Below are 24,928 nucleotides of genomic sequence, written 5' to 3' on the forward strand. Positions count from 1 at the left end.
ATGATTGATGCAGATATCTACCGTGCCGCCGCCGAATAACTGTTCTTTTTCTGTATTTATACAAAAATTTGCTCTTTTTGCTAGGGAGATAGAAAGCTGTTATTTTTGAAAGGAAAGCCTTATAAACAAAGAGGTTTTTAAAGGCCTAGTATGAGCTCGGAGGGCTTGTGGTCTACATTGCTCTTACTTCCTGTTAACATCCTGCTAACATTATTCCGGCATTATCCTACATTTACAGATACGTATAACAGAAGGATCCTGCTCATGAAACTTAAACAAAAAGTGATCATTGGTGCCGGCACACTAGCTGCCGTTCCGGTGATTATTGCCTGTGTTACCATTGGCATTACTGCATCGAATAACAGCGAAGATGCTTTAAAAGAGGTTGCGCAGGAGCACCTGGTTGCTGTTCGGGATCTGACTAAAGGACGTATCGAAGATTATTTCAGCACTATTCGTAAACAGGTGCAGACCTTATCTAATAATCAGATGACTATTGATGCAATGCAGTCATTTAAAGAAGGTTTTGCTGATTATAAATATGAAGTCCCAGTAGATCTGTCTGACTTTAAAGATCAGTTATCCAGCTATTACCAGAATGATTTTTCTAACGAATATAAAAAACGTAATAATAATCAGCGTCCGGATGTCTCTTCCTGGCTGGCAAAACTAGATGATGATTCGCTTGTTCTGCAGTATAAAATGATAAAAGCAAACCCGAGTCCGCTGGGTGAAAAAAACAACCTTAACGATATGGGGGATAATTCCACGTATAATCAAGCCCATAAAAAATACCATCCGGTTTTTAATTATTTTCTGCAGAAATTTGGTTATTACGATGTTTTTCTTGTTGATTCCGACTCCGGGGATATTATTTATTCGGTCTTCAAAGAGCTTGATTATACGACCTCTTTGAAAAACGGTGCCTATGCGGACAGCGCTATTGGTGAAGTGTTCCGCAAAGCTAACCAGGCTGGCTCTAGTGATTTTGTCGCGGTTGCTGATTTTGCATCTTACCCGCCTTCTTATCAGGATCCAGCCTCTTTTATCGCCTCGCCAATATTTAATAATGGTGTCAAAAGCGGTGTATTAATCTTTCAGATGCCCATTGATAATATCAATAATATTATGACTCATCACCAAAAGTGGGAAGAGAGCGGTTTAGGTGAATCTGGTGAAACCTATCTGGTTGCTCAGGACAAAACATTACGTTCAATGAGCCGTTTTTTGATTGAAGATAAAGCGGGATATATTAAGGCGTTATCTGAATCCGGCGTAGCGCAGAGCACTATTGATGCTATTTCAACTAAGGATACCAGTATCGGGTTACAGCCGGCCGGTACTCCCGGTGTGACTAAGGCGCTGTCTGGAAATTCCGGTTTTGATATTTATCCTGACTACCGGAATGTGCCGGTACTTTCAACTTATGCTCCGGTTAAAATTGAAGGGCTGAACTGGATTATTATGAGTGAAATTGATGAGGCAGAGGCTTTTGCACCTGCCTATGTCCTCACCAAAAGCATATTTATGCTGTCTGTTACTATTACTGTGCTGCTGGTCGCCGTAGGTATTGCTATTGGTATTGTCTTTGCGATTGCCACTACTAAACCGATAATTAAACTTAGTCAGATGATTAATGAGATTGAGAAAAACTCGGATCTGACTAAAAGAATTGATATTAAATCTAATGATGAAATAGGTATGGCTGCCGGATCATTGAATCTTATGATGGAAAAATTTCATACCGGTATTCTGCAGGTATCCCGCGCCTCCCTTGATATTGCCAGTGCATCGGAACAGACTTCGGCAGTAACCAGTCAGACTAGTCAGATTATTTTCGAACAGAAGAATCAAACCGAGCAGGTTGCCACTGCGATTAATGAGATGAATGCCACCGTGCAGGAAGTCAGTGTGAATATTACCAAAACGGCTGAAGCCGCCGGTGAAGCAAATGATGAAACGGTTGCCGGAAGCCAGATGGTGAATCAAACGGTTGAGGATATTCAGGAGCTTTCTGATTTTATTGAAAATGCCGCCGGTGTTATTCATCAGCTTGAAAAAGACAGTGAAAATATAAGTACGGTAATGGATGTAATTAGAGGTGTTGCCGAGCAGACAAACCTGTTAGCGCTTAATGCCGCTATCGAGGCCGCCCGCGCAGGTGAGCAGGGTCGGGGGTTTGCCGTTGTTGCCGATGAAGTGCGTACACTGGCCGGACGTACCCAGCAGTCCACTGAAGAGATTCAGCAGATGATTGAGAAGCTCCAGTCAGGCTCGCTTAAAGCGGTTGAAGCAATGGATGTAAGCAGTACTAAAGCACTTTCGGTTGTTGATCAGGCCAATCAGGCTGGTAATTCATTAACCGTGATTGCCAGTGCTGTGTCCCGCATTAATGATATGAGTACGCAGATAGCCAGCGCCGCGGAGGAGCAGAATGCTGTTAATGAAGATATTAACCGCAGTATTGTCAGCATTAATGATATGGCGGAGCAGACCTCAGAGGGCGCAGTGCAGACAACGGCCGCCAGTGAAAAACTTGCTGAACTGGCCGGAGATCTTAAACTGCTTGTGGATCAGTTTAAAGTTGAATAACTGTTAAACTTATGACGTTATGCTGATCCTGCCCGGGGAATGCAGGTCGACTTTATCGAGTCGGCTTGTCCGCAGCTGTTTTCCTTATCTGGCTCTTATTTTTAACGAAAAATAAAAGTGATATCTGTTACATAACTCCCACTGACTGAGCGACTATAGGTGCCGGGCTGTTTCCGGCATGGTAAGCTTTCTCTCTGTTTGCAGCAAGGAATTAAGACTGACATGAAGGATCATGGCGTTTTTAAGTTAGCATTAGAAAATAATATATTAATTGTGGAAGGCCGCGGTCCATGGAATAAAGAAGCGCTGAAAATTTCCTTTGCTAACGCGAAGATGATGCTCAAGCTGCGGGAGAGGGGGAAATGGGGGATTATTGCTGTTATGTATGGTGAACCTGTGCATACACCCGATGCCGCTGAACTGCTTATTGAGCAGATAAAATATGAAAAAACACACGGCCGTACTGCCACCGCTTTTATTTTAACGGACTCCAACTCACCAGAACTGGGTAAGCGCCATCTTTCTGAACTGTGTGTTAAAGCTGATGAAACTTTTCAGTTTTTTAATAATGTTTCGGATGCCGAAAGATGGATGAAACCTCTGCTTTCAGACTGACTGTTACAGGCCGTATTTCAACAGTCAGTAATACCTGTCAGTATAAAATTTATTCCTCTCATCCTGTTTGTATTCAGTACAGCAGCTGCCTTGCCCGCTACTATAAATTATCTTAGTTAAAACAACAGTCACAGTGAACGTTTAGTCTTTTTACCTGTCCTTTTACTTTAGCTTTACGACAGCTAATGTCAGTAACAAATATTTTATAATTGTATTTTTCAAGATAGCTATAATCGCTTTCAGCAGGCCTTACATTCTTTTACTCAGCTTTACTTAGTGCTGAATAAAGACAAGGCAAAGTTTGAATATAATATACCCGTTATCATTCAAGATGCAAAAATCAGCAAGTCGTGAGGTGAACAGATTCTAGGCGTGAAGGTGAAGATCTAACGGGTTAAATCGAAACTTCACAACAACGAAGATGTTTGCCTCACGGGTTGCCCGTGGGTCGCTAGCTCTAAAGGTCATCATGCTGCGCCTTGCTTTGGTGTCCGGGCTAGCGACTGATAAATGTATTTTGATTGCTAACGGGTATAAGTCTCAATTTCAATATATGGAATAAAAAATGAATAAACGTGTTTCCCTGACACTATTAATTACCATGATATTAAGTATATCCGGCTATAGTTCTGCGCTTAGCGCTAAAACTTCAGCCGCTGCTGAGCGGGCTGTTGCTGTTTACAGTGAACTGGTTGAATATCATGAAGTTTCACAGTCTATTTCGCTGATCGGTAAACTGCAGTCGGATCAGTTTGTCAGTATTGCCCCCGAGGTCGCGGGTAAAGTAAACACCATCAATGTCCAGGCTAATCAAAAAGTACAAGCGGGGCAGGCGCTGCTGCAGTTAGATGATTCTAAAGCTCAGGCGGCTCTGCTTGAGGCCTCTGCTTATCTGCTTGATGAGCAGCGTAAACTGAATGAATACGTAAGCCTGGTAAAAAAAGGTGCAGTCACCCAGACGCTGCTTGATGCCCAGTATGCTTTTGTTGAGATCGGTAAAGCGCGCTTACTGGCGGCTCAAGCTGAAGTTGATGATCATCATTTAACGGCGCCGTTTTCCGGCACTATCGGTCTGATTGATTTCAGCCGCGGCAAGATGGTTTCTGCGGGAAGCGAATTATTAACCCTGGATGATCTGTCTGTTATGCAGCTGGATCTGCAGGTGCCTGAATCTTATCTGTCTATGTTATCCGAAGGCCTGAAAGTAAGAGCTTCCAGCAGCGCGTGGCCGGGCACGGTTTTTCATGGGGAAATAATTGCCATTGATTCTAGAATTAATCCGGAAACACTTAACCTTCGCGTCCGGGTGCAGTTTAATAATCCGCAGAATAAATTAAAACCGGGCATGATGATGTCGGCAACCATGGCGTTTCCTGCCATTAATGAGCCGATTATTCCTGTACAGGCATTAGAGTATTCCGGTACTAAACGTTTTGTGTATGTGATCAATGATCAGGGTTTTGTTAAACGTACCGAGGTGCTGTTAGGAGCACGTATCGTTAACCAGGTTCTAATCGAAAAGGGGGTTGAAGTTGGTGACAGAATCGTTGTGCAGGGACTGGTGAATATGAAAGACGGATTAAAAGTTAAAGATCTTGCCGGCGACAGTAAAGTAAATAAGGAGCTTAACTAATGTGGCTCTCCGATACCTCGGTTAAACGTCCCGTTGTTGCAATTGTTTTAAGTTTATTACTTTGTGTTTTTGGCGCCGTATCTTTCAGTAAGTTGTCTATGAGAGAAATGCCGGATGTTGAAAGTCCGGTTGTTACGGTTATGACTATCTATGACGGTGCTTCGGCTTCCATTATGGAAAGCCAGGTTACGACCGTTATCGAGGAGCAGATCACCGGCATCAGCGGTATTGATGAAATCACTTCGGTAACCCGTAACGGTATGTCGCGTATTACAGTTACCTTTGATCTTGGCTGGAATTTAACCGAAGGGGTCAGTGATGTCCGTGATGCGGTTGCTAAAGCGCAGAGTTCCCTGCCGGATCAGGCCGACGATCCGGTTGTTGCCAAAGACAACGGCACAGGTGAACCGTCGCTTTATATTAACCTTAACTCCACTGAAATGGACCGCACGCAGCTGACCGATTATGCACAGCGTGTATTAGAAGACCGCTTCAGTCTTATTACCGGTGTCAGCTCGGTGAGTATCTCCGGCGGTTTGTATCAGGTTATGTATGTTAAACTTTACCCTGATTTGATGGCGGGCAGAGCGGTGACCACCAGCGATATTGTAGCTGCATTAAACGAGGAGAATGTTGAAAACCCAGGTGGTGAAGTGCGTAACGATACTACCGTAATGTCTGTGCGTACTGCGCGTTTGTATGCGCAGCCGCAGGATTTTGATTATCTGGTGGTACGAACCGCTAGTGACGGTACGCCTGTTTATCTAAAGGATGTTGCTAAGGTTTATGTCGGTGCAGAGAATGAAAATTCATCCTTTAAAAGTGACGGGGTGGTTAACTTAAGTCTAGGTATTATTACTCAGTCTGATGCTAATCCTTTAGAAGTCGCCGGTGCAGTACATAAAGAAGTAGAAAAAATTCAGAAATTCCTGCCCGAGGGCGCGCGCTTAGCGGTTGATTATGATTCAACGGTATTTATCGACCGTTCGATCAGCGAAGTATACAGCACTCTGTTTATCACCGGCGGCTTAGTGGTACTGGTATTATATATTTTTATCGGCCAGGTGAGGGCGACTATCATTCCGGCAGTGACTGTGCCTGTGTCGCTGATATCTTCATTTATTGCCGCTTATTATTTTGGTTTTTCGATCAACTTAATTACCTTAATGGCGCTGATCCTGTCGATTGGTCTGGTGGTCGATGATGCAATAGTGGTGGTGGAGAATATATTCCACCATATTGAAAAGGGTGAAAAACCGTTACTGGCTGCATATAAGGGAACGCGCGAAGTAGGTTTTGCGGTTGTTGCAACCACGCTGGTCTTAGTGATGGTCTTTTTACCTATTTCATTTATGGACGGTATGGTCGGCCTGTTATTTACGGAGTTTTCAGTGCTGCTAGCTATGTCGGTAATTTTTTCATCCATTATTGCATTGACACTGACACCTGTACTGGGCAGTAAAATATTAAAGGTAAATGTTAAACCCAACCGTTTTAATCTGGCAATGGAGGCTCTTTTTCTACGTTTAGAGGCATATTACCGCCGCGTACTGGTTAAAGCGGTTAAATTCAGGTTAGCCGCGCCGTTTGTTATATTAGCTTGTATCGCCGGTAGTTTCTGGCTGATGCAGCTGGTGCCTTCGCAGCTGGCTCCGAAGGAAGACCGCGGGGTGATCTTTGCCTTTATAAAAGGGGCGGAAGGCACCAGTTATAACCGTATGAATGCCAATATGGATATAGTGGAAGAACGTATTCTGCCTCTGGTTGGTCAAGGAGTTATTAAATCCTTCAGCACTCAGGCTCCGGCATTCGGCGGCATGGCTGGTGATCAGACTGGTTTTGTTATTATGGTGCTGGAAGACTGGGAAAGTCGAACGGTAAATGCGCAGCAGGCGCTGGTCATGGTAAGCAAGGCGCTGAAAGATATCCCCGATGTAATGGTTCGCCCTCTAACGCCCGGCTTTAGAGGCGGATCCAGCGATCCTGTACAGTATGTGCTGGGCGGTTCGGACTACAGCGAACTCCAGAAATGGGCTGAGCTTTTACGTCAGGAAGCAGAAACCGCCGGGATTTTAGTCGCAGGAGATCTTGATTATTCCGAAAAAACACCTGAGCTGGTGGTTACTATTGATAAAGAACGCTCAGCTGAACTTGGCATCAGTGTAAATGAAGTTTCAAGCACACTTGAGATCATGCTTGGCGGACGCAGTGAAACGACTTATATCGATCGCGGTGAAGAATATGACGTTTATCTTCGCGGTGATGAAAACCGTTTTAATAATGTGGCGGATTTAAGTCAGATTTATATGCGCAGCGCGGCTGGCGAGCTGGTCACCCTTGATACCATAACTCATATCGAAGAGGTCGCATCGGCGCAGCGTTTATCGCACAATAATAAGCAGAAATCTATTACCTTAAGCGGCAGTGTTGCGCCGGGTTATACACTTGGCGAGGCACTGGACTTTTTAGATGCCAAAGCGGTGGAGCTTCTGCCCAGTGATATTTCGGTTAATTACAGCGGCGAATCTAAAGATTATAAAGAGAATCAAAGCAGTGTGCTGGTTGTTTTTGCTCTGGCGCTGCTGGTTGCATATTTAGTACTGGCGGCTCAGTTTGAAAGCTTTATAAATCCGCTGGTGGTAATGCTGACCGTACCTATGGGAGTATTAGGCGGTTTCTTAGGTTTATATTTTATGGACCAGGGTCTTAATATCTACAGTCAGATTGGTATGATTATGCTGATTGGTATGGTAACCAAAAACGGCATATTAATTGTTGAGTTTGCTAATCAGCTGCGCGATCGGGGCATTGAGTTTGAACAGGCGATAATCGATGCATCTGCAAGACGCTTACGCCCGATCTTAATGACTGCATTTACCACGCTTGCCGGCGCAGTTCCTTTGATTCTGTCAACGGGAGCCGGCTCTGAAAGCCGTATTGCTGTGGGTACAGTCGTATTCTTCGGCATGGCTTTTGCGTCGCTGGTAACGCTGCTGGTGATCCCGGCGATGTACCGCTTAATTTCCAGCGTAACTCATTCACCGGGTTATGTGGAAGAGCTGTTAGAGGAGGAGCTTAAGAAGGATGTTAAAATTCGGGTGGCTCATCCTTAGCTGCAGTAGAGATTAAACTTTTAATCAAAGCCGACTTGCTTAAGCAGATCGGCTTTTTTTGTTTTAGTGTTTCCCAAGCTGCTGATTAACCGTTAATATATCTGCGCTAAATTAACTTAGCAATTCTCAGGGCGGGGTGAAATTCCCCACCGGCGGTAAGCCTTTGGCAAGCCCGCGAGCGCTCAGTATTTTTATATTGAGGTCAGCAGATCTGGTGTGACTCCAGAGCCGACGGTTAGAGTCCGGATGGAAGAGAATAAAAGCGTACTCTTGTTCGCTGCTTTTACGTATTCTAAAATCGCAAGATAAAGAAAACGCACTTCCCTATGCCCTGATTCTGGTAACTATTAAATATTAAGGAACTACCATGAGTCAGTCTCTATTAACACAATTCGGTGATGCGGCGCAGCGTGTTTGTAATGCCGTTGAATCTATCAAAAATGGTCAGGGAGTCTTAGTTGTAGACGATGAAGACAGAGAAAATGAAGGAGACTTTATTTTTGCCGCCGATTCTCTTACCACTGAGCAGATGGCGATGATGATCCGCGAAGGCAGCGGTATTGTCTGCCTGTGCTTGACGGAACAAACCACTAGACAGTTGGATCTGCCGCAGATGGTCAGCTGTAATACCAGTCAGAATAACACCGCCTATACGGTCAGTATTGAAGCTGCATCCGGGGTTACTACGGGCGTATCTGCTCAGGACAGGGTAACGACCATTAAAGCTGCTGTGAAACCGGGAGCGCAGGCGCAGGATCTCTCCCGGCCGGGACATGTTTTTCCGCTTAAAGCACATCGAGGCGGGGTTTTATCTCGTCGAGGTCATACTGAAGCCGCGGTTGAGCTGGCGAGACTTGGCGGAAGAATACCCGCAGGTGTTATCTGTGAGCTGACTAATCCAGACGGCACAATGGCACGTTTACCGGAAGTGGTAAAATTTGCAGCCGCTCATAATATGCCGGTTGTCAGCATTGATGATCTGGTCAATTACATTACACAGTTACAGAAACAGGCAAGTTAGCACTGAGCAGTGCTTATCCTGAACAATTTTCAGGAGAGCTGTTAAGCGGCTGCATGATTAAATTCAGCAGCTGCTGTTTATCTGTTTTAAAACTTTTATGCAGCGATTTAGTATTTAATCTCTTTTTCAGATATGACTCGTAATCAGTGACAGCAAACAGCTGCGGCTGTGTTGTTAGCCTGCTGGAACACTGGCGATACCAGTTTACATAGTTTCGAAAGAATAATCCGGCAGAAGCACTGTCTAAACTACTCATCAGGTAAGCTGTATCCCGGCTGGTCTGGAAGTGCTGAAAATCAATAGGTGTATCCCAGTAACCTCCCCAGTAGATAAAGCCGTTCTGTGCAAAGATTTGTAATACCTGTTCAGCAAAACCACGGCTGTTTTCTTTATTCAGGCGGCTGTGCATGCGGTTTAAATACTGATGCCCTTTGAGCGGTTTAAAAGTCGCAGTTCCCCATGAAGTGAAGGAGACAAACGGATTCTGCAGCGGGTTGATATCAATCGCCGCGCCGTAGGCATGCAGTGACAGACTTTTTTGGCCTGCTATCGCGCGGTAATTAAAGGCAGAGGTATTATTGACCTGCATTGATTTATCGTCGTCTCCGGAAAAATGCTCGATAGTCACAGCCTGATGAATAGGGAAGTTTCTGCTCTGCAGCTGCGCAAAAATATTTTCAACATAAGGTGCGAGAGCATCGATCACTACTACCTGTCCGGTTTTCTCCGCTCCTTGAAAATCAATATGAGTAAAAGTAACATTTCGTAAACGCCCGCACTGCACCGGAGCATGTGCATCCATCACTCCCGTTTCCGTCATTTTTCGGCACTGTGCTTCACTGATGCGGCCGATATCTGCAGCTGCAGATAACGGATAAAACAGAGTTACGATACAAATTAAGCAGCAGAAAAAATTTTTCATTTTAATCCTTATAAAAAAAAACCAATTTCATAATGAAATTGGTTTTATATTTTCAATGATTATAAAAATCAGTGCTTTTACCAGTTATGGTGGTGGTGCAGCGCATTGTAATAGAGGCGCTCATAATGCCTGACAGCATCAGACCAGTAGAAGTGTGAACGCATCGCCTGGGTTTTCAGACGATACATCTCTTCCGGGTGCTCAGTATAAAGCAGTACCACGCGCCGTAAGATATTCAGCAGCTGATTCGGGTTAGTATCATAGAAGACAAAGCCGTTAGCATGATCCGGATCCTGATCGTAATCCAGTACTGTATCTTTAAGTCCGCCTACCGCACGAACTATCGGCAGGGTGCCGTAAGCCAGGCTGTATAGCTGGTTTAAACCGCAAGGTTCAAAGAGTGACGGCATAACAAAAAAGTCAGAGCCGGCTTCAACCAGGTGCGCCAGATCTGTGTTATATGCATCAATAAACTTAAATTTATCCGGGAAGTGATTAGCAATGGCATTCAGCTGACCTGTAATGGAGGGATCACCTGATCCGACAATCACCAGCTGTACATTATGCTTTAAAAAACGCTCCAGCATTGGAACGATCAGACCAAAGCCTTTCTGCTCCGTCAGGCGGCAGACCATACCAAACATCGGGTCGTCATTTACCGGCAGTCCAACCTCTTTCTGCAGCGCTTTTTTACACACTTCTTTACCGCTGAGGTCATCTGCGCTGTAGTTAGCCGGAATATGTGTATCGGTTTCAGGGTTCCAGTCATCGTAGTCACAACCGTTTAAGATACCTTCGAAATCCTGAATACGTTCAATAAAGTGATGTGACATACCGTGAGAGCCGAGAATAGTAAGTAGCTCGCTTGCATAGTTTGGGCTTACGGTATTGATCTTATCACTGTAGGTTAAGCCGACTTTGAGATAGTTAATATAGCTGTAGTTTTCCAGTACACGCTCATCCATGCACGAGCTGACTTCAGGAATAAGGTTCAGCTGCGACTTATCGTGGATCCCCTGATAGCATGCATTATGCGTTGTTAATACAGTTTTTGTATGAGTAAAGCGGTTGTGCTCATGGTAACGGGTTTTAAGCAGATAAGGGATTAATCCGGTATGCCAGTCATTGCAGTGGATAATATCCGGTGTGAAATCTAATGCATCACAAGCCTGCAGCGCTGCCAGACTGAAAAAAGCAAAACGTTCGCCGTTATCCTGGTAGGCATGATTGTCTTCACCGTACAGACCTTCACGGTCAAAATAGTGTGTGTTATCAATGGCTAGAACAGGGATGCCGTCTAAACTTAATTCCTTTACCTGAAAGGTGACATCCGGACGGGAATGATCTGTATTGAGAGTTAGATTTAAACGGTGTTGTGCATGTTCACGATGCTTGATGGTGCGGTAAAAAGGGGTGACTATTTTAACTTCGTGACCACTGTTGCGCAGCTCGATCGGCAGGGCTTTGGCTACATCTGCCAAGCCTCCCGTTTTTGAGAATCCTTCGACTTCTGACGATACAAAAAGAATTTTTAGTTTTCTATTATCCAATGAAAGACTCCTGTGGCAGTTCTGCCCATGCTGTAAAAAGTTAGTTTAATAGTGCCGGACAGATCAAATAAGTGATTCGTCCCGCTGATTAAAATAAGCACTATCCGTGTGATAAGTACTGCCTGCAGATTAACTCTTTCCGAAGGCTGCTGTTCGTCAAGTGTTCCTTTTCTGCTGTGCAGTACAAGCTTATATAATTAATACATCTGATATAAGTAAAAAGCCACAAAAAACTGTGGCTTGTAAATATTATGCTGAGTGTAATATTGATATTACAGGTTAAAAACCGATTTTAGCACCTTTAGGGATAACCACGATACCGTCATCTGATACAGTAAAACGTTTTTTATCCGCTTCTAAATTAACACCAATCTGTACGTTATCTGCAATCATTACATCTTTATCAATGATCACCTTGGTTAAGATACAGTTTTTGCCGATTTTAGTGTCGCCTAATAATACCGATTCGAAAATTTCACTGTCCTGGCCGACAAAACATTTGAAGCCCAGTACTGATTTTTTAATTGATGCACCGCTGATATGACAGCCGTCGGAAACCAGAGATTTACGAATCGTACAGTTAGACTCATGACTGTTTTTAAAATGTGCAGCCGGTAGTGCCGGGTAATGGGTATGCATCGGCCATTTGCGGTTGTACAGTGAAATTGGAGGCTCAGACTTAATCAAGTCCATATTTGCTTCCCAGTATGATTCGATTGTACCTACATCACGCCAGTAGGCATTTCCCTGCTCGCCCGGGATGGTGTTTTTGGTAAAGTCATAAACGAAGACTTTGCCCTGCGGGTAAAGATGAGGAATAATATCTTTGCCGAAATCATGACTTGAATCTGCTAGTGCCGCATCACGAATCAGCTCTTCCTGCAGCTCTTTTGATTTAAATACGTAATTACCCATGGATGCTAAGACATGATCCGGATCACCCGGGATGGTTTTCGCATCTTCAACGGCTGGTTTTTCAGCAAAACCAATCATACGGCCTTCTTCATCTACTTCGATAATACCAAAGTGATAAGCCTGCTCTTTAGGCAGTTTGATGGCAGAAACCGTTAATACTGCGTCTTTTTCTTTATGGAATTCAATTTTCTGGCTGATATCCATTTTATAGATATGGTCGCTGCCGAAAATACAGATAGTGTCAGCTTCATCGGATTCGATAAACTGTAAATTCTGGTAAATCGCATCAGCGGTGCCGCTGTACCAGTGTTTACCAATACGCATCTGTGCTGGAATTGCATCAATAAAGGTATCGGTAATACTGTTTAATCCCCAGGCTTTATTAAGGTGCTCATTAAGAGACTGAGATTTAAACTGTGTTAAGACATAAATACGAAGCAGTGATGAGTTTACAAAATTGTTTAATACACAGTCTACCAGACGGTAACTGCCGCCGAACGGCACAGAAGGTTTAGTGCGAGACTGTGTTAGCGGGTAAAGGCGGGAACCTTCACCCCCCGCTAAAATCATAGAGAGAACTTTTGCCATGTTAGAAACCTATATATTTAGAATAAAAAATCGTTAAAGAACTGAGTCCGCTAATACTTTTTTGTCTTCAACAGCAGCTGCCGGCTCTTCAAAACCTACTCTGCTGTCTTTTGCTACTACAACAACGCCGTTATCGGAAACGGTAAATCGTTTACGGTCTTCTTCTAGATTTTCTCCAATGATGGTGCCTGGAGCGATTTCTACATTTTTATCAAGAATTACTTTTGTTAGTCGACAGCCTGCACCAACCTTTGCATTTCCTAGGAAAACAGAATCTTTTATAAGCACATTTTTACACACGTGGCTGCGGAAGCCGAGAATAGAATTGTCTATTTTAGCGCCGTTAATATAAGAGCCTGCACCGATAAGAGACTGAGCAATATCGCTGACGGAATCGCCGTGGTCACGGAATGTTGCCGGCGGCAGAGGCGGATGATAAGTGTGTAACGGCCAGTGTTTGTTATACAGGGAAAACGGCGTTTCATGCATCAGTAGATCCATATGCGCTTCCCAGTATGAATCAATTGTACCTACATCTCGCCAGTAAGCTGTTTTTGGTTCGCCGGGAATATAGTTATCACTTAATTTATAAATAAAGACATCACCTTTAGGGTAGAGTTTAGGAATGATGTCTTTGCCGAAGTCATGACTGGAGTTGTTATCCGGCGCATCTGCATATAACTCTTTAAGTAATACATCTGATTTAAAAATGTAGTTACCCATTGAAGCTAATACATGATCCGGATCACCTGGAATGGTTTTCGCGTCTTCAACGGCTGGTTTTTCAGCAAAACCAATCATACGGCCTTCTTCATCAACTTCGATAATTCCGAAATGATAAGCCTGCTCTTTAACAACTCGAATTGCCGCCACTGTCAGAGAACCGCCTTTGGCTTTATGGTGCTCAACCATCTGCTGAACATCCATTTTGTAGATGTGGTCACTGCCGAATATACAAACGTGCTCCGGTTCGCTTTTTTCAATAAAACGTGCATTTTGATAAATTGCATCAGCGGTGCCTGAATACCAGTTTTTATTAACTCGCTGCTGTGCTGGAACTGCTTCAATAAAGCGGTTGCCCATAACGCCTGATAAACGCCATGCTTTACGTAAGTGGATGTTTAATGACTGGGATTTAAACTGGGTTAATACGTAAATCTTCATTAAGTCTGCATTAACAAAATTGTTTAGTGCAAAATCAACTAGGCGGTAATTGCCGCCGAAGGGTACTGCGGGTTTTGTTCGAGATTGTGTTAAAGGGAAAAGACGAGAGCCTTCTCCCCCAGCAAGAATCATAGCGAGTATTCCAGCCATAAATGTCTCCAGATAAAAAAAGGGGGGGTGAATGTTATGATCTACCACATAACCTGTTTGCCGCTTAAAAACGAGTCAGCAGCTTAGTCCTTTTGTAGTCTGGAAACGTTATCAAAAAATATAAAAAATTAAAAGTGCTAATTTGATTATTACTTGAGGCACGTCAATACTTTGAATTTATTGTTTTCTTGAGGTTTTTGTGAACTAGTGAACACTTTTGCAATTAAAGGTTCATATCTCAAGAACTTGTTAGCAACAATAGACATTCTACCATTGTTTTTTAGATTCACAGGTGCTTGATTAATAAATGTTTCCGCTGCCACGTAATCAGTTTTTTGGCCTGAGTGAAACGGCGGGTTGGAAATAAGCAGGTCATATTTTTTGTTGACATCAGAAAAAACATCCGAAGGGTAAACGTTACCACTTAATTCGTTCTGCTGCAGTGATAGTTTTGCACTGGCCAAGGCGTACGCATTTATATCAATTAAATCTATCTCTGTATGCGGGTGTTTCTTTTGAATATAACAGGCTATAACACCGGCGCCGCAGCCGAAATCAAGCAGACTTCCGCTCAGGTTTTCCGGTAAATTCTGCAGCAGCAGTTCGCTGCCTTTATCTAACTCGCCGTAACTGAATACGCCGGGTAATGAGCAGATCTGCAGCTCGGTATTATTGATATTAATCGGGTAGGTTTTAATCCACTCTTCCTGGTTAAAGGTTTTTACTGTCTGGTTTAATTCGCAGAATAAAATGCTGCAGTGACGAGCAGAGTCAATTGTATTTACTGTTGATGAATAAGGTTTTAATAAAGAGTCTGCACTTTTGATACCGCATTTTTTTTCGCCGACTAGAATAATGGAAGCGCCCGGCTGCAGGTGCGGGGTAAGACTGGCCAGTAAATACTGTGTTTCCTGTTTGGCTTTAGGCAGAAATATCAGCAGCAGATCGAATTTCTTGTCACCCTGGTAGTTGTCGGTAAAGTGGACTTCTGACGAGGTTAATTTATTTTTCAAGCTTCTGTAATAGCGGTAGTCGCTAAAACAAAATGTTGCTGATGAAGCGATTTCCTGCAGATGCAGCGGATAATCATCATCTATATTGCCGGCAGCTAAAATGTGTTTATTGTTAAAAAGAGATTCATTACGCTGCAATACTTGACTTGGGTTTGAGTATGTTGTTTTCGTGAGTGACATTAGGCTTTCCTGTTATTAACATACACAGAACTTTCGGACAGGTTCTGTGAAATTGTTATAGCTGATGATGCATTATATTATTGTTTTAAGATTTTAAGCTGAATTATTTTCTAATTAAGCTGCGGTTAAGGGATTGAATGAAATTTACGGATAAATTTACCTATATAACAACATCAGTTGTACTGGTGTGTATTACTTTAGTGCTGGTCGGCGGCCTGTTTACTCTGCGCTCTTTGTCACTTAAATACCATCAGCAGCGTATGGATGCCATTATTGACGTTATTGAACGGCAGCTGGATAAAGGCATTGAAAAGCATGAGTTTGAGGTGTGGCTGCCGGATCTGCTTAATGCTTCCGGGGTGGTGCGTTTGCAGATAAAGCGTTCCGGTAAGGTTCTTTACCAGAGTTATTATGAAAACCGTCACTATTACCCCAAGAACCGGCAGCTCAGTTATCAGTATCAGTTAGAAAAATACCCCAAGATTTCTCTATTGTTAGATACCCGCCAGCCCTACGATGATATTAAGTTTTCCGTGAAGCCTCTGGCTGGTATTTCACTAGCCGTTTTATTCAGTCTTACTCTGCTGGTTTTTGCAATACGCTGGATTAAAAAACAGTTTAAAGGGGCTGAGCTGCTGGAAAGAAGAGCTAAATACCTGCTGCAGAATAACCCTACCGCTCGAATTCCCTATGAGGGGGAGTGGCCTAAGCTGGCCAGCAAAGCATTAGATGTGCTTACCATGGAGCTGGAGCAGAGTAAAAAAGAGCGCAGTTATTTTGACGCCCATATTCGCGGACAGGCATTTTTAGATGAAAGCACTGGACTGGGCAATAACCTCGCTTTTGAAAATCGTTTAGATGTTGTTGCAATGGAGCAGAACGTTTATTCAAGCGCACTGCTGCTGATAAAATTTAGTGAGCTAGATATGCTTAATCATCAGTTAGGCACAAATGCTTATCAGAAAATGCTGCAGCAGATCACAGAGCTGCTGTCGACATTTGCAGAGCGTTATGATGATCAGTTTCACGGCCGCATTGACGCTTCTGAGTTTGTTATTATCATTCCGCAGATGTCCTATCAGGAGACTGAAGTTATTGCTAAGCAGCTTTGTAAACGGCTTTTTCAGCTGCAGCTGCCGGAGCTCTTTGTGATTGACGAGTTCTTTCATATCGGAGTGGTGAATTTCCATTACGGTGTAAAAACAGTGTCGATTATGGATGATTTAAATCATGCCTTGTTAGTTGCGGTACATCAGAAAGTCAGTGGCTGGTTTTTAGCCGATCAGCAGGACCAGCCTGTGAGTCTGTCTAAGGGAACGGTAAGATGGCGGGCGCTGCTGGAAAACCGTTTACAGAATAACGGGTTATTATTATACAGCCAGCCGGTGATGCTTGCTGACGGTATTAATGAGCTTTACTGCGAGCTTTTTCCACGTATTAAAGACAGCAGTCAGGAGATTATCGCGGCCGCTGCTTTTTTACCTATGGCTGAAAAATGCGGGCTGCATGAAAAGTTTGATCTGCAGATGCTGAAAAAAATATTAGCATTACTTATTTCCCGCGGTCAGTCAGGCACACCTGTTGCAGTTAATCTGAGTGCGCGAATTTTAACGGATAAAAATACCCATAAATGGCTGATGTACGAGCTGATGCAGCTGCCTAAATATCTGCGTAATAATTTAGTGATAGAGGTTTGTGAGGATGCACTAACCCATAATTATTTTACCCTGCGTACGGCGCTGAATGCTGTTCAGAAAATCGGCTGTAAAGTAGCCGTTGATAATGTCGGCAAATCGATTGTTAATACTGAGTATATTCTGGATTTCAATATTGATTATTTAAAATTACACCCGGGGCTGGTACGCGATGTTAATCAGCGCGGCGCTAATCAAATTGCTCTGCAGAGTTTAATGGCCAGCTGCCTGAACAGCCGTACTAAAATCATTGCTGTCGGCATTGAAAACAGTGAAGAGTGGAGCTGCTTACTGAAACTTGGAATTTATGCCGGTCAGGGACATTTCTTTGCTGCAGCGCAGCCGGCGGGGTTTTAATAGATACCCGCTGCCATTCAAAATGCATTTATCAGGAGCACGCTCGGACATCGGAGCAAGGCGTAATATGATGACCTTTCGAGCGGTTAACTGCGTTAATCCTCTATCGCTAGGATTAAAATAAAGACTTTAATCTTCAAATGGCGCTCCCTTTAGGATTGCGGGTATAGCCCTCTTTGTTTTAAACCGTTTAATCCCTGCAGACCTCCGGTATGCAGGGCAACGATATGCTCGCCTTTCTTGAAATATCCCTGTTTGATTAACTGAAATAAAGCATAAAACATTTTTCCGGTATAAACAGGTTCAACAGGAATGCTGGTTTGTTCGCTAAACTGCCGGCAGAATGAAATCAACTGCTCGGAAACTTTTGCATAACCGCCGTGATGAAACTGGGTTTTCAATTCCCAGGGGGCGCCGCTTTTAACCGCAGCCTGCTGTAAAAGGCTGTGTACTGACTGATTCAGGTAATCAGCATTTTTTAAGACAGCGATTCCGGTAATTCTGGTTGTGCTTTTGTGATCCTTAAATGCTGAAATTAAACCCGCTAAAGTGCCGCCGCTGCCGGTCGCAGTTATAATATGCTCAACACTTGTCTCACTTTGTTCCTGTATCTCCTGCACGGCCTCCGCCAGACCTGCTAAGGCAAAAATATTACTGCCGCCTTCAGGAACAATGAAGGCATCGGGGTACTGTTTCTGCAGTTGATGTAAATATTCACTTTCGTTTCGTTGCCGGTATTCTTTGCGGGTAACAAATTGTAAGTTCATTCCCCAGGCGGCCGCCTGTTTTAATGTCGGATTGGAGACATAAGCTGCTTCACCGCGGATCACTGCGCTGGTTTTAAACCCCAGGTGAAAGCCTGCAGCTGCTAAAGCATGAATATGGTTGGAGTAGGCGCCTCCAAAACTAAGAATATGATTGATCTGAGAAGAGCGGGCTTCAATTAAATTAAATTTTAATTTACGCCATTTATTTCCAGAAATATCACCATGGAGCAGATCGTCTCTTTTTACTGATAAATGCACCTGATGCTGCTCCAGAAGCGGATGTCGGATCCGCTGTAAAGGAGAGGGATTTATTAAGGTCTGCAGCTTGAGATTAAGCTCTTTGAGTGATTTTTCCGACATTTTTCCGCCCCGTTTAATAAATATTGAAAATAAAAAGACATACTTTGAATTATTCGCTTATTATTCAATGTGAATTATCGATATTTGATGACAAGAGAAAATAATAATCAATGATTTTTAAAAATGTTTTTTGCAAAAAATCAAAAGCCCGGATCAGTCTGTATCTGGGCATTAAGCGAATGGCTGTCTGCCATATGCATGAAGGCCGAGTCTGCCTGCTTGCAGAAACATCAATCACCTCTGAATCTCACTGGGAAGAGGCTTTTGATGCTATTGTGCATGAGCATAAATTAAGCGCAGCAGAGGTTTCAGTAGTTTTAAGCCGGGATTTTTATCAAACCTTTGACATTGAAAAACCGAAAGTTGACAAAAGTGAGTTACCGGCAAGCCTGCCGTTCACTATCAAGGATCTTGTTGCCGACAGCATTTTTGATTTAGTTGTTGATTATTATGACATGCCTTTACAGCAGCATAAAGGCGAACAGATTACAGCAGTCTGTATTTTGAAAAAGCGCGTTATCAGAATACGCGATATGGTATTAAAACATGCGATGACGCTAAAAGAGATAACCATTGAAGAGCTGGCTGTTACACGTTTATTAGGTAACAAAGAAGAGGCTGATATTTTACTTTCACAGCAGAATAATGAATTAGTGCTGACAGTAGTAAAACAGGGGCAGCTGTACTTTTCACACCGTTTACGCGGCTTTAATGAATTATTAGGACAGCCTTTAGATGATGTTGAAGGTCTGCTGCTAGACAGTCTGAGTTTAGAGCTGCAGCGTGCACTTGATTATATTAATTCACAACTGCGGGTTGCCGCTATCGGACATTTATATTTAGCTGTTATCTGCCCTGATATTAATTTATTAGCAGAGAAGTTAGGCAGTTATTTAGCGCGTAATGTGGTGCCCTTTGGCGAGCCGGAGCAGTATGATTTTAATAACATCCTTACTTACGGGGTGTTAATGGAGGCTGAAGGTAAATGAAAAAGCAGATAAACCTTTATCAGCCAAGTTGTTATCCGGTACGAGCAAAAGCCACTTTTAAACAGTTTCTGCTGCTGCTGGGCGTCTGTGTATCGTCTGCACTAATACTGAATCTGTTTTTAGCTGACCAGTACGCTGAAAAACAGGCCGCCGCGCAGGCCCATAAAAAGGTATTGTCGGAAAAACAGAGTGAATTAAGTTTATTAATTACAGAAGTGCAGAAGAAACGTACACCAGCACATAAAACTCGAGAACTGCTGGCTCTGCAGGATGAAATCGATGCTAAACAGCGTTTATTAGGCAGCTTAGCCGGCATTGATATCGGGGTTGTGGTTAGTTTTTCTGAGTTGATGCGCGGTTTGTCGCTAGCGGATACCAATAATGTCAGCATTAATCATTTTTCTGTTATTAACGGCCGTTTGAATATTTCCGGGCTGGCGAAGCAGAGTGATTCAGTACCTTTGTGGTTAAGTAAAATTCAGAAAACCGATGAGCTGGCAGATATCGCATTTTCCGAACTGCAGATATTAGGTGAAGCCGGGCACTTTTCTTTCCAGTTAAGCAATGCTCAAGATAAAAACAGCAGTAAAGGGGGCGTCCAATGAAAAAGCTTAACTTTACTGAACTAGAAAAAGCTTTCAATCAAATGACCCTGCGTGAACGTGTCATTATGTTCGGCGCTTTAATTATCTGCACCGCCGCGCTTACTTATTACTGGATGTATGAACCCGCTATGCTCAGGCTGGCAAAGGCAGATAAAGCTCTGCAGGCAGGTTATCAGCAGGAAAAAGAGTTAAATCATGAAATTGTTGAAATTAAAGCGCGTTTATTAAAAGATCCGCTTCAGGAAGTTAATAATAAAATCGCTTTTTCGGAGCAGGTATTAGTCTCATTAGATAAGCAGCTGGATGAAAAATTAGTCCGCTTTATCCACTCGCAGAAAATGCCGGCAGCCCTGGCTAAAGTGTTGTCCTCAAGCCCGGGGGTAAAGGTGAAACTGCTGAAATCATTACCGACACAGTCATTCAGTTCGGCAGTCAAAGGGGCTGGGGCCGACGCTGCAGAAAATATCTTTTATAAGCATACATTGGAGATTCAGCTGACGGGGAATTACAATGCTGTTTATCGTTATCTGTTAAACCTTGAAACACTTCAGGAAAAGTTCTACTGGTCTTCACTGGATTATCAAGTGGCAAAGTATCCGCTTGCTGAAGTGACAATTCAAATTTATACATTAAGCAGTCAGCAGGATTTAGTCAGTGGTTAAATATATTCTTTTATTTTTTTTAATAATCAGTTTTAACGCGCTCGCGGATCTGGAATCGTTAACGGATCCTACCAGGCCGTTAAGTTATCAGACTAAGTCAGTCAAAAAAGCCGGCCGGGCTTCTTTACCGAGACTGCAGAGTATACTGGTTGAGGGAGACAGCCGTTCTGCCATTTTAAATAATAAATTATATAAAAAAGGGCAGCGGGTAAACGGATATCTGATAACACGTATTGATAAAAATGCTGTATTGATGCGTTATAAAACAAAATATTACAAATTAACCCTGTACACAGATCAAGAACGTTTTATTAATTAAATGACTCATTTTCTTTATGGAAACTATATAAAATGAAAAGAATTTTCGCTATAAGCTGCTGCCTCCTATTACTAACAGCTTGTCAGGTAACTAAAAAAAACACAGCTGAAAATCAGAAAGAGGCCCTGCGGGAAAAAAATGATAAGCAGGTGCAGGAGCTGATTCTGCCAGAGGATATTGAAGCGGAATTATACGCTGACTTAGAGGAGGAGGGCGGCGCTGTTGAGCAGGAAGAAAAACGTTTTAATATCTCAGCCAGGGATGTAAATGCTTCTGTTTTCTTTGCATCTCTGATTAATGACTCATCCTACAGTGTTGCAGTTCACCCCGATGTTGCAGGCTCTATTACACTTTCCTTAAAGCAGGTCACACTGAGTGAGGCGTTATCTGTTATCGAAGATATGTTTGGTTATGAAATTAAATTAAAAGGGCGTGTTTATCATATTTACCCTGCGGGTATGCGTATTGCGAGTTTTACTCTGGATTACCTGTTTATGAACCGCATGGGCGGATCCCGTACCAGTGTATTAGCCGGCCATTTAAGTCAGCAGAATGACGACGAAAATAATGACAGTGACAGCGACAGTTCGAGTTCATCAAGTTCATCGAGCTCTTCTCGTTCTTCGGACTCTTCAGGCTCCGAGAAACAGGAGTTCACCGGGGAGTTTTCATCAAACAGTCTGCAGGACGGTACGAAAATAACCACGGTTACCAGCACCAACTACTGGGCTTATTTAGAGATGAAAATAAATAAGCTTTTAAATAATAAAAATGATCGTGATGTCATTGTCAGCCCTATGTCCGGCCTGATTACCATTCGTGCTTACCCGGGAGAAATTCGTGCTGTACGGGAGTTTTTAGAAAAAGAGTCGGATAATCTCAACCGTCAGGTTATTTTAGAGATGCAGTTAATTGAAGTGGTGTTAAGTGATGAATATCAGCAGGGGGTCAGCTGGACGAATGCCGATACAACAATGGGCAGTACTTCTCTGGTCTATAACAGTGTGCATAAAATAGCCGACAGTGTCATACAGAGTACTATCGGCGGCGGCGGTGCATTAACCATTTCTAACGGCTCCTTTAATGCGGTTGTGTCGATGTTAGAAACACAGGGTGATGTTAATGTCTTGTCGAAACCCCGAATTACCGCGATGAATAATCAGAAAGCGGTGATTAAAGTCGGCGGCGATGAATATTTTGTGACTGATGTTTCAACCACAACGGTAACCGGTACATCTACAACTTCGACTCCTAATGTAGAGCTGACGCCGTTTTTCTCCGGTATCTCTGTTGATGTTACGCCTAAGGTTAATGACGATGACAGCGTGTTACTGCATATTCACCCGTCAATAATTGATATTGAAGAGCAGATTAAAACCATCAGCTTCGGTACGACTACTGGTGATCTGACTATTCCGGTTGCTAAAAGTGATGTGCGGGAATCGGATACCGTGGTGAAATCGCAGAATGGTGATGTGATTGTTATCGGCGGATTAATGAAGAGCGTCGAAAAAGATGTTGTTTCTAAAGTCCCTTTTCTTGGTGATGTACCCTGGTTAGGTGAACTGTTTACCAATCGTCAGAAAACGAATTACAAAACAGAGCTGGTTATTTTAGTGAAGCCGCAGGTTATTAAGAAAAATACCTGGAAGCAGGAGATTCAAAAATCATCGGATTTAATTGAAAAATGGTACCCGTCTGAATGATATATTTACAACACTTTGGATTAGAAGCCGCGCCCTTTTCATTAACGGCGGATCCGCGCTTTTATATCGATTTTACTCCTCATAAAGAAGCGTTAGAAGTTATTAGCACTGCGCTTTCTTTAGGAGAAAGTATTTTAAAAATAACCGGTGAAGTAGGGACCGGCAAAACCCTGTTATGTAATAAAGCACAGCTGGAACTTTCTGAGCAGTATCTGATCTGCAGTATTGATAATCCTTATCTGAACGCCCATGAGCTGCGCTGTGCATTAGCGGATAAAATAGGTTTGCAGAAAGAGACTTTTGAACAGGAGTTTTTATTAACCGGACTGATTAAAGAACGTTTATTAACTCTGCTGGCACAGGGCAGAAAAGTACTGGTGCTGGTTGATGAAGCACAGGCTCTGCCCGATTCAACGCTGGAAGCATTACGCTTGTTTTCTAATTTAGAAACCGAGTCACAAAAATTATTACAGGTAATTTTATTCGGTCAGCCGGAATTAGATCAGCGTTTAAGCGACACTAAACTTCGCCAGCTGCGGCAGCGCATTACCTTTTCATATCAGCTGCGCGCATTATCTGAGCAGGAGATTGAACATTATATTTCGCAGCGTTTAAACCAGGCCGGTTATCGGGGGGCATTACTGTTTGATCGTAACGTCTGTCGTCGAATCAGCCGGGCAAGCCGCGGCATACCGCGTTTAATTAATGTGTTATGCCATAAAGTGCTGATGCTCAGTTACGGCCGCCAGCATTATAATATCACCGCTAAATTAGTGAATGAGGCGGCTGCCGATACTGAAGATGCTTATCCGATTCAGAAATTAAGCCGCTGGTGGGCGGTGCTGTTTTCATTTGTGTTATTAAATGTGTTCCTATTGCTCTGGTGGAAGGGGGTAATATGAGTATTATCAATAAAATGCATCAGGATTTTGAGAAGGCTCGGCATGACTCGCCGGTTTTATCCGCCGTAGCTGCAAAAAAAACGACACAGAAAACACTGCTGTTTGTCTTTATCGCTATATTATCAGCCAGTGCCTTAGGACTTTCTTACCTTATCTTAACTCAAGAAAAAGTGCCTGAATCCAGGCTGGCGAAAGCTGCAGAACTGCCCGCTCCAACTGCTGATTCAGCTGCTGCGCCGCAGACGGCAGTAACAGTAAAGCAACCGCTGAAGCCGCCCGCAGTTATTGAGGTGAAACAATCTGTTTTACAGAAGCAGCCTGAACAGCGCAAAAAAGCGCCAGCGGCGGCTGATCGTCAAGCTGCGGATAAAAAGAAAAGTGATAAGCAGTTAAAGGCAAAGGTTACAACACTTGAAACGGCTGCAGAAACAGTGCCTGTAAAAGCTAAAAGCAAACCGGCAGTAGAGAAAAAAGTACCGCAGGTTAAAAAAACACCTCATTTAGAGATTAAAAAAGCGCAGTTAACTAACAGTCAACTGGCACAGATTCATCTTAAAGCGGCTGAAAAAGCGAAACTTAAAGGAGATCTGGATGGTGCGGCTGCTAAGCGGATCAGGGCGCTGAATTTGCAGCCGGATTTAAATGAAGTTCGTAAATCTGCCGCACTTTATTACTACGGGCAGGGGGAGACTGATAAAGCTGTTCGTTTACTTAAAAAAGGTGCACAGGTGTCACCGGATTATCCTGACTTTAATTTAATGCTGTCGCGTATCGCCTTAAAATCAGGGGATGAGCACAGAGCCTACCTGTATCTGCAGCAGCACCCTCCTAAAGTGGAAGGTAATTTAGACTATTACGTCAGCTACGCTATTCTGGCGCAGAAGTTTAATAAATTTGAGCAGTCTGAAGGTCTGTTTCAAAGTTTACTCTCACAACGCCCGGATAACGGCCGCTGGAGAATGTCCCTGGCGATTGCGCAGGATAAACAGGGGAAAACTGAGCTGGCTGTCAGCAGTTATAAATCGGCTTTACTACAAACCGATCTTTCCTCAAAAGCGAAAGCTTATATCAATCAGCGTTTAATCTATTTGGCTGAAAAGTAAGGAAGTTT

General features: G+C 43.2%; 19 protein-coding genes and 1 riboswitch. Of the genes, 13 read left to right on the top strand and 6 right to left on the bottom strand.

Annotated features, from left to right (window positions below; translation table 11 throughout):
- The first annotated feature begins 264 nt into the window (after positions 1-264).
- From G337_RS0102265 to ribB, 5 genes are all read left to right on the top strand, one after another.
- Positions 265-2,592 carry a methyl-accepting chemotaxis protein gene (locus tag G337_RS0102265; RefSeq protein ID WP_028862431.1) on the top strand — a complete coding sequence of 776 codons (2,328 nt, stop codon included), beginning with the start codon at positions 265-267 and terminating at the stop codon, positions 2,590-2,592.
- Positions 2,593-2,814: 222 nt separating this feature from the next.
- Entirely contained in the window at positions 2,815-3,207 is a 393-nt protein-coding gene (locus G337_RS0102270; RefSeq protein ID WP_037026949.1) for a hypothetical protein, read from the top strand.
- 565 nt (positions 3,208-3,772) lie between these two features.
- Positions 3,773-4,840: an efflux RND transporter periplasmic adaptor subunit gene (locus G337_RS0102280; protein ID WP_028862433.1), complete on the top strand. Its 1,068-nt coding sequence runs from the start codon at positions 3,773-3,775 to the stop codon at positions 4,838-4,840.
- Positions 4,840-7,953, top strand: coding sequence for a multidrug efflux RND transporter permease subunit (locus G337_RS0102285; RefSeq protein ID WP_028862434.1), 3,114 nt, complete (start codon positions 4,840-4,842; stop codon positions 7,951-7,953). Before G337_RS0102280 ends, G337_RS0102285 begins: the two co-directional genes overlap by 1 nt.
- 118 nt (positions 7,954-8,071) lie before the next feature.
- Positions 8,072-8,215: riboswitch (FMN riboswitch) on the top strand.
- A gap of 105 nt (positions 8,216-8,320) precedes the next feature.
- A complete protein-coding gene (gene ribB, locus G337_RS0102290) occupies positions 8,321-8,974 on the top strand; it encodes a 3,4-dihydroxy-2-butanone-4-phosphate synthase (RefSeq protein ID WP_028862435.1) in 654 nt (217 codons plus the stop codon).
- Between the two features lie 13 nt (positions 8,975-8,987).
- Here ribB and G337_RS0102295 read toward each other — a convergent pair whose 3' ends face one another.
- From G337_RS0102295 to rsmC, 5 genes are all read right to left on the bottom strand, one after another.
- Positions 8,988-9,896 (bottom strand): M15 family metallopeptidase, encoded by a 909-nt coding sequence (locus tag G337_RS0102295; RefSeq protein WP_051302899.1) that lies wholly within the window; start codon positions 9,894-9,896, stop codon positions 8,988-8,990.
- 77 nt (positions 9,897-9,973) lie between these two features.
- On the bottom strand, positions 9,974-11,446 hold the full coding sequence (gene glgA, locus G337_RS0102300) for a glycogen synthase GlgA (RefSeq protein WP_028862437.1): 1,473 nt from the start codon (positions 11,444-11,446) through the stop codon (positions 9,974-9,976).
- A 279-nt stretch (positions 11,447-11,725) separates the two neighbouring features.
- Positions 11,726-12,949, bottom strand: a complete 1,224-nt coding sequence (gene glgC / locus G337_RS0102305; protein WP_028862438.1) for a glucose-1-phosphate adenylyltransferase — start codon at positions 12,947-12,949, stop codon at positions 11,726-11,728.
- Between the two features lie 33 nt (positions 12,950-12,982).
- Complete coding sequence (gene glgC, locus G337_RS0102310) at positions 12,983-14,263, bottom strand: glucose-1-phosphate adenylyltransferase (protein WP_028862439.1); 1,281 nt, start codon at positions 14,261-14,263, stop codon at positions 12,983-12,985.
- A 149-nt stretch (positions 14,264-14,412) separates the two neighbouring features.
- Positions 14,413-15,456 carry a 16S rRNA (guanine(1207)-N(2))-methyltransferase RsmC gene (rsmC, locus tag G337_RS0102315; RefSeq protein ID WP_028862440.1) on the bottom strand — a complete coding sequence of 348 codons (1,044 nt, stop codon included), beginning with the start codon at positions 15,454-15,456 and terminating at the stop codon, positions 14,413-14,415.
- A gap of 137 nt (positions 15,457-15,593) precedes the next feature.
- On the opposite strand from rsmC, the gene G337_RS0102320 reads away from it, so the two are divergent.
- On the top strand, positions 15,594-17,507 hold the full coding sequence (locus tag G337_RS0102320; protein ID WP_028862441.1) for an EAL domain-containing protein: 1,914 nt from the start codon (positions 15,594-15,596) through the stop codon (positions 17,505-17,507).
- Positions 17,508-17,659: 152 nt separating this feature from the next.
- Here the strand turns inward: G337_RS0102320 and G337_RS0102325 are convergent, their stop codons facing one another.
- On the bottom strand, positions 17,660-18,634 hold the full coding sequence (locus G337_RS0102325; RefSeq protein ID WP_051302900.1) for a 1-aminocyclopropane-1-carboxylate deaminase/D-cysteine desulfhydrase: 975 nt from the start codon (positions 18,632-18,634) through the stop codon (positions 17,660-17,662).
- A gap of 179 nt (positions 18,635-18,813) precedes the next feature.
- Between G337_RS0102325 and G337_RS0102330 the strand changes: the two genes are divergently transcribed.
- The 7 genes from G337_RS0102330 to G337_RS0102360 are packed head-to-tail and all read left to right on the top strand — an operon-like array spanning position 18,814 to position 24,920.
- Entirely contained in the window at positions 18,814-19,623 is an 810-nt protein-coding gene (locus G337_RS0102330; protein ID WP_157619173.1) for a hypothetical protein, read from the top strand.
- Positions 19,620-20,228 (top strand): hypothetical protein, encoded by a 609-nt coding sequence (locus tag G337_RS0102335; protein WP_028862444.1) that lies wholly within the window; start codon positions 19,620-19,622, stop codon positions 20,226-20,228. Before G337_RS0102330 ends, G337_RS0102335 begins: the two co-directional genes overlap by 4 nt.
- Complete coding sequence (locus G337_RS0102340; RefSeq protein WP_028862445.1) at positions 20,225-20,890, top strand: hypothetical protein; 666 nt, start codon at positions 20,225-20,227, stop codon at positions 20,888-20,890. The genes G337_RS0102335 and G337_RS0102340 overlap by 4 nt, the downstream gene beginning before the upstream one ends.
- Positions 20,883-21,209 (top strand): hypothetical protein, encoded by a 327-nt coding sequence (locus tag G337_RS27520; RefSeq protein ID WP_051302901.1) that lies wholly within the window; start codon positions 20,883-20,885, stop codon positions 21,207-21,209. The genes G337_RS0102340 and G337_RS27520 overlap by 8 nt, the downstream gene beginning before the upstream one ends.
- Positions 21,210-21,241: 32 nt before the next feature.
- Positions 21,242-22,915, top strand: coding sequence for a pilus (MSHA type) biogenesis protein MshL (gene mshL / locus G337_RS0102350; RefSeq protein ID WP_028862446.1), 1,674 nt, complete (start codon positions 21,242-21,244; stop codon positions 22,913-22,915).
- A complete protein-coding gene (locus tag G337_RS0102355) occupies positions 22,912-23,817 on the top strand; it encodes an ExeA family protein (protein ID WP_084605264.1) in 906 nt (301 codons plus the stop codon). Before mshL ends, G337_RS0102355 begins: the two co-directional genes overlap by 4 nt.
- The gene (locus G337_RS0102360) at positions 23,814-24,920 is read left to right on the top strand and encodes a tetratricopeptide repeat protein (protein WP_028862448.1); all 1,107 of its coding nucleotides are present in this window, start codon (positions 23,814-23,816) and stop codon (positions 24,918-24,920) included. Before G337_RS0102355 ends, G337_RS0102360 begins: the two co-directional genes overlap by 4 nt.
- The last annotated feature ends 8 nt before the right edge of the window (positions 24,921-24,928 follow it).

The sequence above is a fragment of the Psychromonas aquimarina ATCC BAA-1526 genome, from assembly GCF_000428725.1.
Taxonomy (GTDB): Bacteria; Pseudomonadota; Gammaproteobacteria; order Enterobacterales; family Psychromonadaceae; genus Psychromonas; species Psychromonas aquimarina.